Below are 16,343 nucleotides of genomic sequence, written 5' to 3' on the forward strand. Positions count from 1 at the left end.
TTCCTTAGTGTTACAAAGTCTATGATGGGTAAGATTCTCGCGTTTTTCAAGAACTATTCTCTACGAAATTATTTATGGCCATTCATCGCCGGCGTGTTGATAGGCACCAGTTACATTCCGTTCCCTCCGTGGGCGCTCCTTTTTTGTTACGCTCCCCTCTGGGTTTTCGTTTTTCGGAGCGGAAAAAATTGGAAACAAGGTTTCGCCGCCGGCTGGTGGACTCAATTCGTTCTTACTCTGATCGGTTTTCATTGGATCGCCTACGTAACCAAACAATTCGGCGGCTTCCCGTGGCCTTTCGCGATTTTCGTACTGACGATTTTCGCGGCCTTTATGCATCTCTACATTCCAGTGACAACCGCTCTAGTGGCGTACCTCAAGGAAAAATACTCTTGGAGTGCGGGAAAATCCCTCCTGGCGTGTGCGCTTCTTTTGTCGCTGGCTGAGCGAGTATGGCCGAGCATTTTTCAATGGAATTTAGGTTATACCCTGCTCGCCGCAAATATCCCGGCCTATAATTGGGCCGACGTGATTGGCTTTGAGGGCCTCTCAACAATTATTCTTTTGTTGAATGCTTGGGTTGCCTGGATCTGGTTGCACCGTGAACAGCGCGGAACTTTGCAAAAACACGGAGTCCTCTTGGCCCTTTTCTTGGCTGTATTTAATATCAGCGGCCACTTCCATGGCGAGCGCTGGAATGAGTTTGATCGCAAGTTCAATGTCTCGATCATCCAAGCAAATATCGGTGACCTCGAAAAAGTCGTCGCTGAAAAAGGCCAAGGCTTCCAGGACGAAATCGTTACGAAGTTCCTGAACCTAACCCGTCAGGCAGTTGCAGCCACTCCCAATACGGAGCTGATCGTGTGGCCGGAAACCGCTTTTCCGGATTACCTCAACGCCTATAACACCAATTCCCGCATTCCCCGTCTTTTAGGATCTGGCCTCACGCCGCTTGGAAAAACGTTGCTGACAGGAGCCTATGGCAAAGATGCTCCGGGCGAACGCTCACCGCGCCTGACTTACAATTCTCTTTTCTTGGTGGACTCAAATGCACACGTGATTGGCCAGCCATACAACAAAACCAACTTGCTGGCGTTTGGCGAGTACTTGCCGTTCAGCGAGCGCTTTCCGTTTTTGCTCAAGTTGTTGCCGTTCATTTCCAACTTCGGCCGTGGTCATGGGCCAGAGATTTTGGTTTACCCTCATCCTGAAGGGGATATTAAAATCGGTGGCCAGATTTGCTATGAAGGACTGTACCCTGAATTCACTCGTGGCCTCGCTGAGAAGCAGGCCGACATTCTTGCCAACGTCACCAATGATTCTTGGTTCGGCCGTCCCTTTGAACCGCACCAGCATATGGAAATGACATTAGCTCGCGCAATCGAAGTGCGCCGCCCGTTGATTCGTTCTACGAATACCGGCATTAGCACGGTGATTCTTGCGAATGGAACTGTCTTACAACAGTCACCATTGCACACGGAGTGGTTTGGCAGCTTTGACGTCGAGATGAAGAAAAATGCCCCAACAACGGACTTTGTTCTTTGGGGACACTATGATTGGATTTTGATTTTACTAGGCTTATTGGCCGTTATCGCTAAAGGTGTTATCGATGCAAGACCTCATCGCTCTTGATTGGATAGAAATTTTAGAAAAGATCCGTGGCTATGCCACGAGTGAATCTGCCAAAAATAAAATTTTGGAGATCAAACCACTTGCAACCCCGGACGAGGCCCAGAAGAGCTTTCAGGAAATCTTTGATGCCGGCGCTGTTCTTGCTGAAGGGGTGCGCCCTTATATGCAGAGCTTGGATCTGTTTGCGACATGGTTTCCGCGCCTTAAAAAACGCGCCACACTCAAAACACTCGAGATCAAAGACGTTCGCAGCTTCTGTCTAGAAGCCCTCGCCTTGAAAGAAGCTCTTTCGCCACTCGACAATATGTGGGGCAGCCGCATCCGCGAAAGCTTGATGGAGGCTGAAGAGCCCCTCTCCGCGATCGACCAGATCTTGACTCCGGGGGGAGAGATCCGCTCTGATGCGAGCGAAAAGCTGTACAATCTTTTCCGCGAGAAAGAACGTCTTGCGCGGGATGTGCAAACAAATCTGGACCGCTTGGTGAAAGATCACCAAATGGAAAACAATCTTCAGGATAAGTACGTCACCACTCGCGAAGGACGCTGGGTTCTTCCGGTCCGCGGCGGCATGCAACACTATGTGCCCGGCGTGATTCACGGCTCTTCACAAACAAAGCAAACTGTTTTCATTGAACCTGAAAAAGTCATTCCGATGAACAACCGTCTTCGCCAGATCGAAGTCGAGATCGAAGACGAGATCGAAAGACTCCTCGTCGAACTTTCACATTATCTTTCAGCCAAAGCCGAAGACTTTCAGAATACTTTTACCTTGCTTGAAGAGTCCGACATCCGCTTAGCGCAGGCGCAATTGACCAGCATGATCAAAGGCTCACCGATTGAATTCACCACCGAAGGTTTTGAACTCGTCGATGTTCGCCACCCGCTTTTGCAACTCTCTGGCAAAAACGTTGTCGCTAATACGGTGATTCTCAATCAGAAAAAATCGATCCTCCTTCTATCTGGCCCGAACGCCGGCGGTAAGACAGTTCTCCTCAAAGGCATTGGCCTCGCCGCACAGATGGCCCGCTGTGGCCTTCCGATCTGTGCCAGCGAAAGCTCCAAAGTGCCGTTCTTTAAAGATATTCTGATCGGCATCGGCGATGCTCAAAGCGTCGATGAAGAGCTCAGTACTTTTGCGGCTCACTTAAAGATCCTCACCAAAGCCGCGCAAATGCAGGGCGCAAACCACCTCATCTTGATCGATGAGATCTGCGGATCGACAGATCCGGAAGAAGGCAGCGCCCTTGCTCGCAGCTTTATCGAAACGTTTTCTAAAAATAATGTCTATGCCGTTATTACTTCGCACTTAGGACCTTTGAAGGCCGGCTGGACCGATCAAGATCACGTTTTAAATGGAAGTCTTGAGTACGATCCTAAATCCGGCCGCCCGACATATCAGTTCTTGTCCGGCATTCCCGGCGATTCGCTCGCGATTCAAACGGCAAAGCGCGTGGGCGTGAGCAAAGAGATCGTCGAACGCGCCATTGAAGTGCTGTCACCGACAACTCGTGCGCGCCTACAAGGTCTTGAACAGATTGAACAGCTCAAAGCCGACATCGCGATTTTACAAGAACATCTGCGCAGCGAAACGAAAAAGGCCACTGCCACTAAAAACAAGTACGAAACCTTGCTGGCACAGTTTAATAAAGAAAAAGAAGACCAGCTCGCAAAGACTCTCAAAAAAGCCGAAAAGAAAGTCGACGAGGCCATCGGCCTTGCGAAAGCCGGCGATATTTTCGAGCGGCACCGCAACCTGCAGGATATCAAGTACAATTTGCCTGAGATCGTCAAAGCAAAACCGATCAACACCGGCGGCATTGAGAGTGTTGAAGACTTTGCCAAACGCTATCCGACGGGATCAAAAGTATTTGTGCCGTCTCTCAATCAGGACGGAATCGTGCAAAGTGCGCCGAACTCAAAAGGCGAAGTGATGATCCTCTCGAACTCAATTCGTCTGCAGCTGCCTTGGCAAGAGCTGCGCTCTCCGGGAAAACCGCAGAATCCGACGGCGCAGTTAGTGCGCAAGAGTTCCTCTTTCACGGTGGCTTTGAACGAAGATGAGACGGTCCTAGATTTGCGCGGAAAAACTTCTGAAGACGCGATCGAGGAGCTCGAAGTGGCTCTGGATAAAGCCGTTCAGACCCGCGAAGACCGCTTGAAAATCATCCATGGTCACGGCACCGAGGCCCTGAAAAAAGCCGTGCGAACCTATCTTTCCCGTAGCATCTACGTGAAAAAGTGGAAAGCCGGGGGTCCGGATTCTGGCGGAGACGGCATTACATGGGTGGAGCTCAGCCTTGATTAGATTTCCGAGTCTTTGCCTTTTGATTTTTGTTTTTGCTAGTCACGCCACTGCAGCGACAGTGCAAAAATACTCTGACAGCATGTCACTGGGGGCGGGTTTCATCTACGTCAACAACAAGCAGCTGGACATGAATAGCGCGATCGACGATGCCAACAACATAGGAGCTGGCGTCCCTAATCTGGGACACGCGTGGGAATTTTACGCCCAATGGACAACGCTCATTCAGTACTCAAATCTGACCTTGATCCTCCGCCCGTCTTACTTTGAGCAGTCAGCGCACAACGGCAGCATCCTTTACAAACTCAGCGGCACAACGATTTTTCCGATTGTACGAATGCACGTAACCGATTTGCCGGGCATGAACTTGTTCATTCAAGGGGGCGTTGGCTACGGAGAACTTCGCGGCGAAATCGACATCAGCAATAAAACTCTTAATTTCAGCGGCAACGGATTGGGAGTTCTCGCCGGTGTCGGCGCTGACACTTGTGTGAGTGACCGCCATTGCTTTAATCTCGAGCTCAACGTACGCAATCTCTCAATCCCTCGCAATACTTCCACGGGAGGCAATTGCGTCAATAGTGGCGATATTCCAGGGATTACTCGTTGCTATGTCGACTCCGAGGTCGAACGCAACTATTCAGATTTAAAAACCAACATGTCAGGCACGCAGATGCTGCTAGGTTATTTTTACCGCTACTAAGAACAGACATTTCCGCTGTGCAGTTGATTATTTATTTTTATTGTGTCCAGGAGCATTGGCAGAATTGCCGCGATCGCTATTCTTGGGTGACGAGACTTTCGCATCTTTATCGCTATTGCCGGAATTTCCGCCAGCGCCCAGAGATGCTCTCTCTGCTTGATCTCTGGGATCGAGGGCCCCTTTACGAGCTTTTTTCTTCTGAGCCGTCGAGTTTTGCAAGTTGCGTGCTTCCTCAGAAATCTTCGCGCCAAATTGCGAATCCGTTGAACTCTTATGGGCCTGATTAATCTGACTGTCAAATTCACTGAGATCTTCTGAAGTCGCAGGTACCAGCGTCTGGGCCATAGACACAGAACTTAAGAAAAGAGCTACGAATGTAGGTATCAGATTTTTTATCAGAATTTTTCTCATAACTTCTCCCATAGCCACTTCTAGAAAACGACTGAGTTTCCTTGCTTCGCAAACGTGAGCTTCAGTACCTGCTCACGAACCACTTCATTTTTCTCATTCAAGAGGCGCACGCGAATACTTTTCTCACCAGAAATATCCGAGGAAACCACAAACGGCAGCTTGCCACGTCCGAGAGCTTTCACGCTGACCGGCAAAGTGAGTTTACGCTCTTCACGAATCTCTTTATTTGAAGACACAAAGTGAACGTGCTCTGGAAGTTCGACTTCCGCTTGAGCCACCATTTCTTTATCGCTTTGGTTGAAATCAATGTGAATCACATAAGCTTGTTGAGTCAGACCATCGCTTTTCTTTTGCTGAAGCAACTGATAGCTCACAAAGCTCAAGGTCAAAACGCCGGCCAGAGAAATACCTGAGAGCCACTTCCAAAAAAGCAGCCCCTTCGGAGTGCGTCTCTCACGCCAGTGTGCTAGCACTCGGGTCTTTAAATACGGCGAAGGCTCAAGAGGAGCCTTCTGAACTCTTGCAAAGAGCTCATGAAGCGCCTTTTGGTCCTGAGAGTCTTCTCGTCCGTGTTCTCGCCCTTGTTTGTCTGACATAAGCATCAACCTCTAATATAAAGACGAATCAGCACCGGAAATCGTTTCAACAAAAAGTGTCTTATTTTGAGACTTTTAACTCTTTTTATTTGAGCTGTATTTCTGCATAAATAGCTGGCGGAGACGATGGAGTTTCGATCTGACGGCATCCTCGCTCATACCGGCGTGCTCTCCGGCTTCCTTATAGGAGCAGCCACCTAACTCAATAAGCAATAATAGAAAGCGCTCTTCCGGGTCAAAATCGGCTAAAACCTTATGAACAATAACGACCGCTTCCAAATCTGAGCCCGAGGCCGCTTCTGGCATTTCCTCTTCGGAGACATTTTTCCGGAAAGCCGCACTCCGGGTCAGATCAATATACAAATTTTTAGCGATTTGATAAAGCCAGCCGACGAAGGTTGCCGGATTCTGCAGTTTGGAAATACTCTCGAGGGCTTTGATGAAAGTTTCCTGGCAAAGGTCTTCAGCAATCTCGCGATTGCGACTGAGCAAAAGGCAGAACTTGTATAACGACGCCTGCGTGGCTTCGATCAACTCACCACAGGCTCTCTCATCGCCATTTTGTACCCGCACCACCAAGTCCGTGAGTTCGGGGGTTTCTTTTGTCTCAGCCATGCATTTCCTTAGACTCTATCAAAACACATCCCACCCAAGTCCCGCCAGAAGATTTGTGTTATCATAGTTTTTATCCCGGACGTCGTCACTTCCGAGCGTCGACTTATTCGGGTTGTATTCAGCCAACAAATAAGCCACCCAGCCTTGCGAAAATCCGTAAACGTACTTGAGCGAAGCGCTCAGCTCATGATCCTGACGATGCTTGTCCCCGGGCAGAGCATTGTTTGTATAATTGCGCTCGAGGTACAGCATCTGCGCGAGCAATGATGACGACGACGTAAGACGCCAAAGACCGCGCAGACCCGGCCCTTGATAGTTATGTTGCAATGGCAAGCGCGACCCGTCGGAGTAGACGATGTCCTGAGTCCCGTCACTTCCTAATAGCCAATAAATCTGCAGAGTCCAAAGGCCCGCACCGTAGCTGAAAAAAGGTCGAACCGAATAAGAGGACCCCGTCAGGTATGAATACGTATCATTTGTTCCTCTCTGAGAATAAACTTCGAGATCAAAACCGCCGCCCCAGGCGCTTCCTAAAGTTGCGGTCCTTACGAGAGCCCCCGTCTTTTGTGCGGCAAAAGTTCCGTTCCATATCTCCGCCTGAGTGAACGGAACCAGACCGAACTCAAAAAGGCGGTTTTGATAAACCAACGGCACCTGAAGAGAGTGATTTTGCGTATTGAGCTCCGGCGCATTGGTCGGATTTTCGTAGTCGAAAAGATAAGAGACCTTTTGCTGCCACGAAGGGCTTTGATAAAAACGATAACTCGCACCGATTCCTGCTCGCACAAGCGGGCTTGAAACCGGAGCATAACTTCGCCCTTCCAAATACGCGTTGGTTGTCGTACCCGCAGCAAGATCCAGAAAAAGACCGTAGGTTTTTGCTGAGGCCTCTAAGGGTTTCAGCGCCGCTACTAAGTCACGAGCCGAAGCTTTGTCTGTCGCCGGTAAATCCGTTGCGGCCGCGACACTTTTCAAAACCTTCTCTGCTTCGCTGTTTTTATTTTCCTTCATCAGAATCATGCCCAAGAGCAGCTGGGTTTTACTGTCCAGCGGCCGGGGCATTTGCCTTACCTGCGCTTCGGCCTGTGCATACATCTCTTGTTGATAGAGCTCTAGAGCATAGTCCGCACGCAAGCCCGGCGGTAGGGATTCACTCTGCATCTCTGCCAGAGCCTTGCGGGCTCCTTCCGTCTGACCCATCTTCAGCAAAGCTTTGGCTTTATACAGTTTGGCCGCCGGAGTCAGAGGACTCTGAAGCTGAACGACTTTGTCATAGGAAGCGACAGCCTTGTCGTAGGCACCTGACATAGAAAAGCAGTTACCGATATTAAACCAATAAAGACCTTTTTTCGGCTGCAGCCTCAAGAGCGCGGTGAGATTGCTGACGCAGGTATTGAAGTCATTTTTTTGATAGGCCTGCATCGCAGTTTTAAACAGGACTCCTTCATTCGGCGCGGCCCAAGCCTGGTCGGGCCCGAGATTCGAACAAACTAAAAAAAGAAAGAGAACTACTGCTCGCATGGAACTCAAATAGTAAGAAACTTTTCAGATGAAATACATAAAAAAAAAGAGGATCCATTTCTGGATCCTCTCACACGGGGTCACACACACTACACCTAAGAGCACCTTAGGATTCTGTTATCTATTTCATTTCACCCATCTTCTTTAAAAGCTCGCTCACTTGAGCATCAGTAACAATTGAAGCATTATGACAAGTGCCTTTGCTGCCAGGAAAGATCTCAGTACACTGGCGGCCAGCATCTGCCTGAGCCATCGGCGCGCTCGCATCGAGGCTGCAGCTGTGCTGAACAGCGAAGGCGTTAATCAATTTCAAGCAGGCATTCTCAGACATACAGACGCGAACTGAGGTTGAATTGCCGTGCTGAACAAAGAGCTCATAACTCAAAACAACTTTCTTATTTGGGTGCAACATCTGACACTCAACCAAACCACTGACATCAGTGCCATCTGAAGTCTTGTCTTTATCCTTACCACCGGCTTGTGGTGGCAGTGATGACGGATCTTTTGGGCCACCTTTTTTATCATCCGGTGTCGCTGTTGGCGCCGGAGTTGGCGTTGCTGTCGGAGTTGGTTGCACACCGTCCCCTGGAGGCATCAATACTTGTCCATCATCACCTGCTGTATGGCCGTCGTCAGGAATTGCTTCAGCCTTCAAAACCGCGCCGTCTAAGTCTGAGCTGAAGTGAGTTTGTGAACAGTTTTGATAACCGAACAAAACAACCAACGTAAGGCTCGCAGACGTGAGGTAAAAAGAAAGCTTATTCCATTTCATGACATTCCCCCTGTTACATGAACTTATATTAGAAAGACGAGGCGCCCGGACGATTCGTTTCCATCTTTTTTAAATATTTAAAAAAATGTCAGCCCAAAACGTCACTTTGTTAGGAAAAAGTGCCCCATCCCAAGACGTCTCAAAGAGAGCCATGCCAGCCCCTTCTAAGTGCATGAATTCCGATCATAAAACCGCTGTTTCAGAGCGAAACGCTGGCACCCTCGTTGCTCTAATAAAGAGTATCAAACGAATTTTAAACTTAGGGGGATTCAATGACGACTCAAACAACACTTAAAACAGCTCTTCTTCTGACAGTTCTTGCGATGCTCACAGCTTGCGGCGCTCAAAACACCGATGTTTCAAGCGACTTCGCCAGCCGCACACCTGTGACATCAACGACAGTTCAGCCTGTTGGCACAACCGTGTTGTACTGTAATCAAAGATCCAAAGACGGCCTGACTGCAAAGTTGATGGTCTATACAGATGCTGCCAACCAAGTTCGTAACGACTATATGAAATTAAAAATCACTCAAATGCCTGCAAGCTTCGGTTCTGGTGACTACATTCAGCTTTTCCGCTGGCAAGCAAACACTTCAAACACCGTCTACGTAGATCCTACTCCGGTTCAGGCTCGTTTTGAGACTCTGGATGGCCGTTTGATCACGAACTTCTCGTCATCTCTTTATTGGAGCCAAGTTTCTGCCATCGCGGCCGCTTGGGGTATTAGCGACGTAAACACCTTCTTCCAAAACGTTCGCTTGGTCGTTGATATCCGCGACCCACAAGCTAACTTCGATGCTTTGAAAATCGCGATGTACAACACCAGCAATACGAACACGATCAACATGGATATGTTGCTGCCAGCTTTCGCTGCAAGCCCAAGCGTTTACGCAAATGATGGCGGCGCGGTTCGTTCCAGCTACTTGCAAAAGCTCCACCCCTTCGCGGCTTACATCAATTCTGGTTACACTCCAGATCAATTCCTCAGCATGGGCAGCAGCTATTGCTTCTAGTGCGAACTTTCCTGAACGACTTCTTCAGCCTGAAGATTTTCACCCTGGCGGTAACGATCGACCAGGGTGTTGTCGTTTGTAGGGAATGAGAACAGCAACGAATGCACATTGCTTGTATCATCCTCTTGGGTGACAACGATGTAGGTTAAATCCTTCACCGTTTCATGATCCGGGTATTCCTTGATAAAAGTCACAAGCACATTCCCCTCAAGGTCGTTCTTGCGCCAGATTTCATCGGCATTTTCGATGGTATCTTCGCGGAAATCTGCAAAGTCACGGAACTTGGATTGATCAATGTCCTTTTCTCCGCGCACTTTCATCATCGCAATGTAAAGTCCCATCGAGAGCGGGTCCCCCTCGCCGAGGGCATCTCCGTCGATCGCCCCGTCTTGGACGTATTCGTACTTTTTATCATAAACCAGGTCGCCGCGTTGATAGTTCTGCAGAACGCGGAGGTCTTTGGTCGGAAAGTGAATAAACACAAAGCTCGGGTAGGATTCTTCGGAGGTCACATAGGCAATCGCCACGTAATGGAAAACCTGGTCCCCCACCTCAAACGAGCGGACAAAGTGATGTATCGGCAGCTCCGGGAAGGTCTTCGTGTCTTGCCAAATCTCATCCGGCTCATCCAGGGTGCTTTCGAGGTAGTCTTGAAGCCCCAGTTGCTCGTCATCGGTAAAGTCCTCTTCAGAGCGGACGGACTGGTACTCCTCTTCGAGGGCGCGGATGTTTTGTTCAAAGTAACCAAACAAATCGGCCTCATTCTCAAAGATAAGCCCATTTGTTTCGTCTATGATGATGTACTCCTTCTCGGGACTGGACTTCACTGACGTCACTTTTTTGGTGCCGCGAGATTTAGATCTGCCTTTACTTGCTGTCGACTGTGCTGCTTTTACTTTTGCCATTTATTCATTCGCCCCTGTCAGAGTGACTAGACTCATTATCAGTGATTCATCGACAGAGTCACAAGGTTAAAAACTCCCTCAATGACAAACACTGTCATGCTTAATGTTTTTGTCTTGCAAGGAGAATTCTTTTTCTTCACCATTTGCTTAAGACCATCGCAAGGAGGCGGGTTTTGTCAATTATCGAAGAAAAAAGCTTGGAGCGCATGGAAGCTCTTCTTTCTCATTCGGCCATGGGTGTGCACGTACTCTTCGACAATAAATCCATCGCGGATGTTCTCAGTCAGGTGAAAGACGACAAAGACTTTTACGACTTCAACAAGATGAAGAAAGTCCAAGACGTCATGACGGAGCTGATCGCGAAACGCACCTACATCGAGAAAGTGGCTTACTTGAAGTCCTTGGAGCAAGAAGCTTACGAAATGGTCGTCCGTGCATATTTCCACATCGTGGAAAATACGGCGCGCGCGAACCAGGATTTGGCTCACTAGCTCCCCAGGCTCACGTAAATTCTGAAATCTGACTTCAGTGGCCTCTCCTGGGCCGCTTGGAATTATTTTTCCCCGTTTTTTGTAGAAATCTTCATGTTGGGTTGGCTTTCTTGCTGGCTACCGCACTTCTTTCTCCGTCCGTGAGAATCGAGGACTCTGTCCTCGAGCTCCAGCTACAGCCGGCCATCGTGGCCGTCTGTCCAACGTACGGTGGAGACAAGTACTGACTGTCGTAGAATTTTCCCCAGTGACACTAGAAGGTCGGCCACGATGGCCGAGCTTTCGGGGGTTCGGGGCGCGAGCCCTGATTGCAGGATGCAGGAAGACCTGCGGAGCTATCCCATTAATCCAAACTATTCCAGACACTTAACCACGATACCTCGACCTTTGGCTAAACTGTTTAAGGAGCATCTCACTCTTTCCGATAAAGACACATGCGAAAGCTTCTCGGCGGTCTGATTTTAAGCATCTGCGGTCTTGGCGTGATTGCTCACGCGGAGTATCGCATGTTCACGCTCAAAATCACCAATACCCAGACAAAGGACTATCGCTTGGTCGATAGCACTCTCGACCCAATTCAATATCCGTACTATCACACCGTGCAAAAAGACGAGATCGTGCAATACACTGATACTTGGCGCTGCTATGGCGACACCGGGGGTTTTAAACCGCCGTGCCCGAATCCGAAGCTCAAGCCCGCAGAGGGTTCTGAGCAAAACCAAGGCCCAGCACCGAGCGCGAATCCTTAGAGCGTTCCTCTAAAAAATGCTATTCTAGGAATGAAACGACTTTTCCAGGAAGGAGATGCGTTCATGTCCGTAGAGTCTTCAAAAGCCCGTCATAACCAACAGGCAGATCTGAGCGATCTTCAATCTGAGTACGCCCAGAAAAAGAAAAAGTATGCGCGTGAGCAAGAAGAACAGCTCGACGATTTGAAAGACTATTACAACGGCCGAAAAGAAGAGACTCGCGAACAGGGCGAAGCTGCCATCAATCATATTCGCAAACGCCAAAGCGAAAACGTCGCCGCGGCTGAAGAAAGCCGTCACGAAATCAATGAACGCGGCCAGAAGCAGCTGAATGAAATGGAAACCGACTATCGTAAAAAGATGGCCGACACCCGCCTGAAACGTCAAGCGCAGCTCGATGAAGCCCGCACGAACAGCCGCGATAAGATCAACGAAATCACTGAGAACCAAGAACAAAAAGTTCAAAAGGTTCGCGAAGAATCCAATAAAGAAATTCAAACTGTTAAAGATAAATACAATAAAGAACTCCACAACACTCAAGAGTTCACCGACAAACGCCTGGCTCAGATTAAAGACACCAACCAAACTGCAGTTAAGAACGAGCAAGAAAAAGGCCGTCAGGTTCAGGCAAAGCTCCACGAGAATTTGCAAAAAGAATATAACTTCACCAACGAAACCGGCGAAAAGCGCATTAGTGAGCGTAAAGCCATTCAAGACACTCAGTACAATCGCCAAGAGAACGAGTACGACAAGCGCTTCCATCAACAACAAGATCAATGGGATGCGCGCGAAAAAGGCCAGAACGAGCAATACCAAAACCGCATTGCTCACAGCAAAAAAGCTTACGAGAACCAACTCAAAGATCAGCACGAGCGCTTTGAATCGGTTTACCAAAAAAATGGTGAAGCCAACCGCGAATCTTTGAATATTCAAAAAGGCAATCTGCTTAAAGAACAAGTTGAGATGAAAAAGAAGTTCTTTAAAGAAAACGAAAAGTACGCCGGCAAAGAAGATGATCCGTTCTACAAACTTCAGGATCGTGGCAACCGCCTGCGCGAAAATCCGGATTTTTATATTATTGAAGCCTATGTTCCGCACCACGAAAAAGACAATATCAAAGTCACCATCAAGGACGATGTCGCTTCGATCTCAGGCAAGCGCGCTTTCAAAGATCAAGTGGAAGAAGACGGACGCAAGCTTTCAACCAGCAATTATCAAACATTCCGTGAAGAATTCAGCTTTGAAAAGCCTGTCATCACCGAGGGCATGACCCGAGAACGCAATGGCGACTATGTGACATTCTGGGTGCCAAAACTGAATAGCTTTGACGGAGTTCGTAAACTCAGCAAAAAAGTTTAGCGCCCCCCACTTTTCCTGTTAATCTTTGGCCATGACACCAACCTCATGGAATCTCGAAAATAAAAATGCATTAGTCTGTGGCGCTTCTCAAGGTATCGGAGAAGCCACGGCAAAACTTCTTGCGGAGCGCGGCGCACGCATCGTGGCTCTCGCACGCAGCGAAGACAAACTTGCAGAGTTGATTAAAAACCTTCCTGGCAAAGGCCATAAGTACTTTGTGATTGATTTCGCCGACACTGCAAAGCTGCAGTCCGAAATCGCGCCGCTCGTTGCAAAAGAAAATATTCAGATTCTCATCAACAACGCCGTGGGCCCCAAAGGCGGCCTGCTGTCAGATACCAAGCCGGAAGAATTCGATGCGCCGATGCGTGTGCACCTCTTGGCATCGCACATTCTGACTCAAGCTTGTTTACCGGCAATGAAGACCGCGGGCTATGGCCGCATTGTCAACATCATCTCTACCTCTGTAAAAACGCCGATTCCAAATCTCGGAGTTTCCAACACGGTTCGCGGCGCGATGGCCAATTGGTCTAAGACTCTTGCTGGCGAACTCGCGGCTTTCAATATCACGGTTAATAATATTTTACCTGGCTACATCCGCACAGGACGTTTTAATTCCCTCGTCGAAGCATCGGCTCAACAAAGAAAGGCCTCGACCGAAGAGATTGAAAATCAATGGCAAGAGACGATCCCGATGAAAAGAATCGGCGAACCTCTAGAAGTTGCCGAGGCCATTGCTTTCCTCAGCAGTCCTGCGGCATCCTATATTACAGGGATCAATGTTCCAGTGGATGGCGGACGAACGCCTTCTTTGTAGCTTAACGGAGTCCACATGAAATTTTTGACATTCAGTTTTGTTTTACTCGCCGGTATTTCGTCTTTTGCCGAAGAAAATACTAAACAGACTTTTAGAATTTTCGGCACCGAAGGCCCCTATTCTCCGATGAAAGAGGCCGCAGACGCTTTTGCGGCCAGCAATAATCTCAAAATCGAAATCACCGGCAAGGCCGTTGAAAGCTGGAAAGCCGCCGCCGCGAAAGACTCTGACATCATCTACAGCAGTTCTGAAAACGTCATGGACACTTATAACGACACACTGTCGTTGCTTGATGCCGGCACGATCACGACTGTGTTCATGCGCCCTGCTGCGATTCTTGTTCGCCCGGGCAATCCGAAAAAAATCAAAGGCGTGAAAGATCTCATTCATCGCGATCTTAAAGTGATTATCGTGAATGGCCAGGGTCAAGTGGCCCTCTGGGAAGATGTTGTCGGCCGCCTTAAAGATATCGAAGCGATGCAAGAATTCCGCAAGCACATTGCATTTACGGCACGCACCACCTCTGAAGCCATTCAATACTGGAAAAATCACGATGAGGTCGAAGCTTTTCTGACATTCAATACTTGGGGCAAAGAAGAAGGCCTCTCGGCGGACATCGTGAACATCGAAAAAGATTTAGTGATCTATAGAAGCATGGGCGTCGCAGTGACGAGCATCACCAATCAGCGAGAGACAGCTTTGAAATTTATTGATTACTTAAAGACCGCCGAAGCAGAGAAGATTTTTAAAGCCAAGGGTTGGTTTAAAAAAGAGAAGTAGGAAGGCCGAACTTAGTCGACCTTCATCATGTAACGGATTTCGCGGTTCAAAAAAGTTAAACGCGAAGCTAGATCCGTTAGAACTTGCAAATTCGTTTTCAACTGAGTCAAAGCATCCACCTCGAGAACGGGAGTATCTTCCATCTCGTGATAAGAACGGTGTTCCGCCATAGAATCGGCCATCAGCTCGGCTTCCAAGACATCAGCAATTTGCAGATTTTCAGCACTTTTTTCGTTTAATCTCATCTGCACTCCTTTGTTTTCGTTAGCGCACAATCAACAAGTCTAGTGACATTCATTTGAGCTCTTCAACTTAAATAATCTTACATAAATTATTTACAAGATTAGAGCTAGTACTCACATTGCAGAGCCGATTTATCCGTATCCGCAACGTTCACGCGATCTGTATTACTCGCCAGATAAGTGGCCATCACACTGCTATCGCGATCTTTATGTTTTAAACCCAATACGTGGCCCATTTCGTGAATGACGAGGGCTTCGATGTTAACTGAATTTGGGACGGCCGTTGATGCAACTCCAGGCTGATTCCAGTAGTAGGTAAAATTCTTCGCATTGATTCGCATATCAGCTTCTTTGATCTGATCTCCGATCCAGTAGATCGAAGTGCGAGCCTGCTCTGAACTCTTATCTGACTCCCAAGAATTGAAAAAGTATATAATATTTCTTCCATCTTTCTGTGGATTGATGGGGCCCGTCACTCTTTGATCGGTAACAATGTTGATCAAACGCTTTCCTGTCGCATCCTGCCAGGTGGCCGCGGCGGCTTCGATGGCGCCAACATATTGTTGAGGGACAGACTCATGCAGATACATGGTCACAGGCACTTCGCCTTTCCATGAGATACGCTCGCCGTAGACGTTCTGAACAAAACCGCAGTCGTCTTGCGATTTCGGCGCACAGCCTTGCAGGCCGAACGCAATAAGAACGAGTAAGAAGCTGAAATACTTCCGCATGAGTAAAGTCTCCTACAGCTATTCCTTAGCATGTCCCGAGCCAGCTCATTCCAACCGGTTTTTATGCGCTACACGTCTGATTTGATTGATGTTTTTTAGATTCTCTGGATTTTCCACTTTTGCCACCCTGAACTGTTTAGATTTGAAGGAGTCCCCGTGAAAACACCTAAGTGGTGATTTTACTTAGGGAAAGGTGCTGTCGAATTTCTAACAGGGTGTGGGACGTGAATTGTTCCGGGGGACTCGTCTAATATAAGAAAATATTTGGGAGTCTATAATCCCCTGCCCAGAGACAAAAGCACACTGTATTTAGCCACTTACAGAACCTGGCCCAACATCCAGAGTGACACCACCCCACTAAGTTCTTGGAATCACTGCAAATCTCATTTTGGTACAGCCCTTGCTTAAGCATATCTATAACTTACCCAGCTCCTTCCGCAGTCGCGGAAACCTAGAGGGCTGACCATCCAACCTAGACATCCTACCCATCGGCCGGAGGAAGCGAAAAGCTCCCCACCCCGGCTTCGCGCGCCGAAAAGGTACCAGGTCGCTTTTCGGAATTGACTTGGCTCTTTGGGGGGCTCCGCACCTCTTCCTACATCCTGATAATCGAGGACTCTGTCCAACATATAGTGGAGACAAGTACAAGCGCTGTAGATCGGCTCCCAAACCTGAGCCAACAAACTCCCTCTCTTGTTTAATTC

17 protein-coding genes are annotated in these 16,343 nt (G+C 48.4%); 9 read left to right on the forward strand and 8 right to left on the reverse strand.

The features are described from left to right. Positions 1-21 precede the first annotated feature (21 nt). From lnt to JSU04_10820, 3 genes are read left to right on the forward strand one after another with little or no spacing between them, the layout of a single operon-like run. On the forward strand, positions 22-1,632 hold the full coding sequence (lnt, locus tag JSU04_10810; protein MBS1970791.1) for an apolipoprotein N-acyltransferase: 1,611 nt from the start codon (positions 22-24) through the stop codon (positions 1,630-1,632). Continuing rightward, entirely contained in the window at positions 1,610-3,937 is a 2,328-nt protein-coding gene (locus JSU04_10815; GenBank protein ID MBS1970792.1) for a Smr/MutS family protein, read from the forward strand. The genes lnt and JSU04_10815 overlap by 23 nt, the downstream gene beginning before the upstream one ends. Continuing rightward, positions 3,930-4,637 carry a hypothetical protein gene (locus JSU04_10820; protein MBS1970793.1) on the forward strand — a complete coding sequence of 236 codons (708 nt, stop codon included), beginning with the start codon at positions 3,930-3,932 and terminating at the stop codon, positions 4,635-4,637. Before JSU04_10815 ends, JSU04_10820 begins: the two co-directional genes overlap by 8 nt. 27 nt (positions 4,638-4,664) lie before the next feature. Here JSU04_10820 and JSU04_10825 read toward each other — a convergent pair whose 3' ends face one another. The 5 genes from JSU04_10825 to JSU04_10845 form a co-directional block, all read right to left on the reverse strand. Continuing rightward, positions 4,665-5,048: a hypothetical protein gene (locus JSU04_10825; protein MBS1970794.1), complete on the reverse strand. Its 384-nt coding sequence runs from the start codon at positions 5,046-5,048 to the stop codon at positions 4,665-4,667. Positions 5,049-5,068: 20 nt separating this feature from the next. After that, a complete protein-coding gene (locus JSU04_10830; GenBank protein ID MBS1970795.1) occupies positions 5,069-5,644 on the reverse strand; it encodes a hypothetical protein in 576 nt (191 codons plus the stop codon). Between the two features lie 75 nt (positions 5,645-5,719). Then, complete coding sequence (locus tag JSU04_10835; protein MBS1970796.1) at positions 5,720-6,259, reverse strand: RNA polymerase sigma factor; 540 nt, start codon at positions 6,257-6,259, stop codon at positions 5,720-5,722. Positions 6,260-6,277: 18 nt separating this feature from the next. Further along, positions 6,278-7,780: a hypothetical protein gene (locus JSU04_10840; GenBank protein MBS1970797.1), complete on the reverse strand. Its 1,503-nt coding sequence runs from the start codon at positions 7,778-7,780 to the stop codon at positions 6,278-6,280. Between the two features lie 121 nt (positions 7,781-7,901). Then, positions 7,902-8,552, reverse strand: a complete 651-nt coding sequence (locus JSU04_10845; protein MBS1970798.1) for a hypothetical protein — start codon at positions 8,550-8,552, stop codon at positions 7,902-7,904. 272 nt (positions 8,553-8,824) lie between these two features. On the opposite strand from JSU04_10845, the gene JSU04_10850 reads away from it, so the two are divergent. Continuing rightward, complete coding sequence (locus JSU04_10850; GenBank protein MBS1970799.1) at positions 8,825-9,565, forward strand: hypothetical protein; 741 nt, start codon at positions 8,825-8,827, stop codon at positions 9,563-9,565. Here JSU04_10850 and JSU04_10855 read toward each other — a convergent pair. Then, a complete protein-coding gene (locus JSU04_10855) occupies positions 9,562-10,470 on the reverse strand; it encodes a peptidase (protein ID MBS1970800.1) in 909 nt (302 codons plus the stop codon). The two genes, JSU04_10850 and JSU04_10855, sit on opposite strands and share 4 nt — an antisense overlap. Before the next feature lie 206 nt (positions 10,471-10,676). Between JSU04_10855 and JSU04_10860 the strand changes: the two genes are divergently transcribed. From JSU04_10860 to JSU04_10880, 5 genes are all read left to right on the forward strand, one after another. Beyond that, positions 10,677-10,961, forward strand: a complete 285-nt coding sequence (locus JSU04_10860; GenBank protein ID MBS1970801.1) for a hypothetical protein — start codon at positions 10,677-10,679, stop codon at positions 10,959-10,961. A gap of 434 nt (positions 10,962-11,395) precedes the next feature. Further along, on the forward strand, positions 11,396-11,710 hold the full coding sequence (locus JSU04_10865) for a hypothetical protein (protein ID MBS1970802.1): 315 nt from the start codon (positions 11,396-11,398) through the stop codon (positions 11,708-11,710). Between the two features lie 63 nt (positions 11,711-11,773). After that, a complete protein-coding gene (locus JSU04_10870; GenBank protein ID MBS1970803.1) occupies positions 11,774-13,069 on the forward strand; it encodes an Hsp20 family protein in 1,296 nt (431 codons plus the stop codon). Positions 13,070-13,100: 31 nt separating this feature from the next. After that, positions 13,101-13,886 (forward strand): SDR family oxidoreductase, encoded by a 786-nt coding sequence (locus JSU04_10875; GenBank protein ID MBS1970804.1) that lies wholly within the window; start codon positions 13,101-13,103, stop codon positions 13,884-13,886. A gap of 15 nt (positions 13,887-13,901) precedes the next feature. Beyond that, complete coding sequence (locus JSU04_10880; protein ID MBS1970805.1) at positions 13,902-14,666, forward strand: substrate-binding domain-containing protein; 765 nt, start codon at positions 13,902-13,904, stop codon at positions 14,664-14,666. An 11-nt stretch (positions 14,667-14,677) separates the two neighbouring features. On the opposite strand, the gene JSU04_10885 is transcribed toward JSU04_10880, so the two are convergent. Together JSU04_10885 and JSU04_10890 are read right to left on the reverse strand one after the other, a co-directional pair. Beyond that, the gene (locus JSU04_10885) at positions 14,678-14,911 is read right to left on the reverse strand and encodes a hypothetical protein (GenBank protein ID MBS1970806.1); all 234 of its coding nucleotides are present in this window, start codon (positions 14,909-14,911) and stop codon (positions 14,678-14,680) included. A 104-nt stretch (positions 14,912-15,015) separates the two neighbouring features. Continuing rightward, positions 15,016-15,639, reverse strand: coding sequence for a matrixin family metalloprotease (locus JSU04_10890; protein MBS1970807.1), 624 nt, complete (start codon positions 15,637-15,639; stop codon positions 15,016-15,018). Between the last annotated feature and the right edge of the window lie 704 nt (positions 15,640-16,343).

It is taken from the genome of Bdellovibrionales bacterium, from assembly GCA_018266295.1.
Lineage (GTDB): Bacteria > Bdellovibrionota > Bdellovibrionia > Bdellovibrionales > Bdellovibrionaceae > JACMRP01.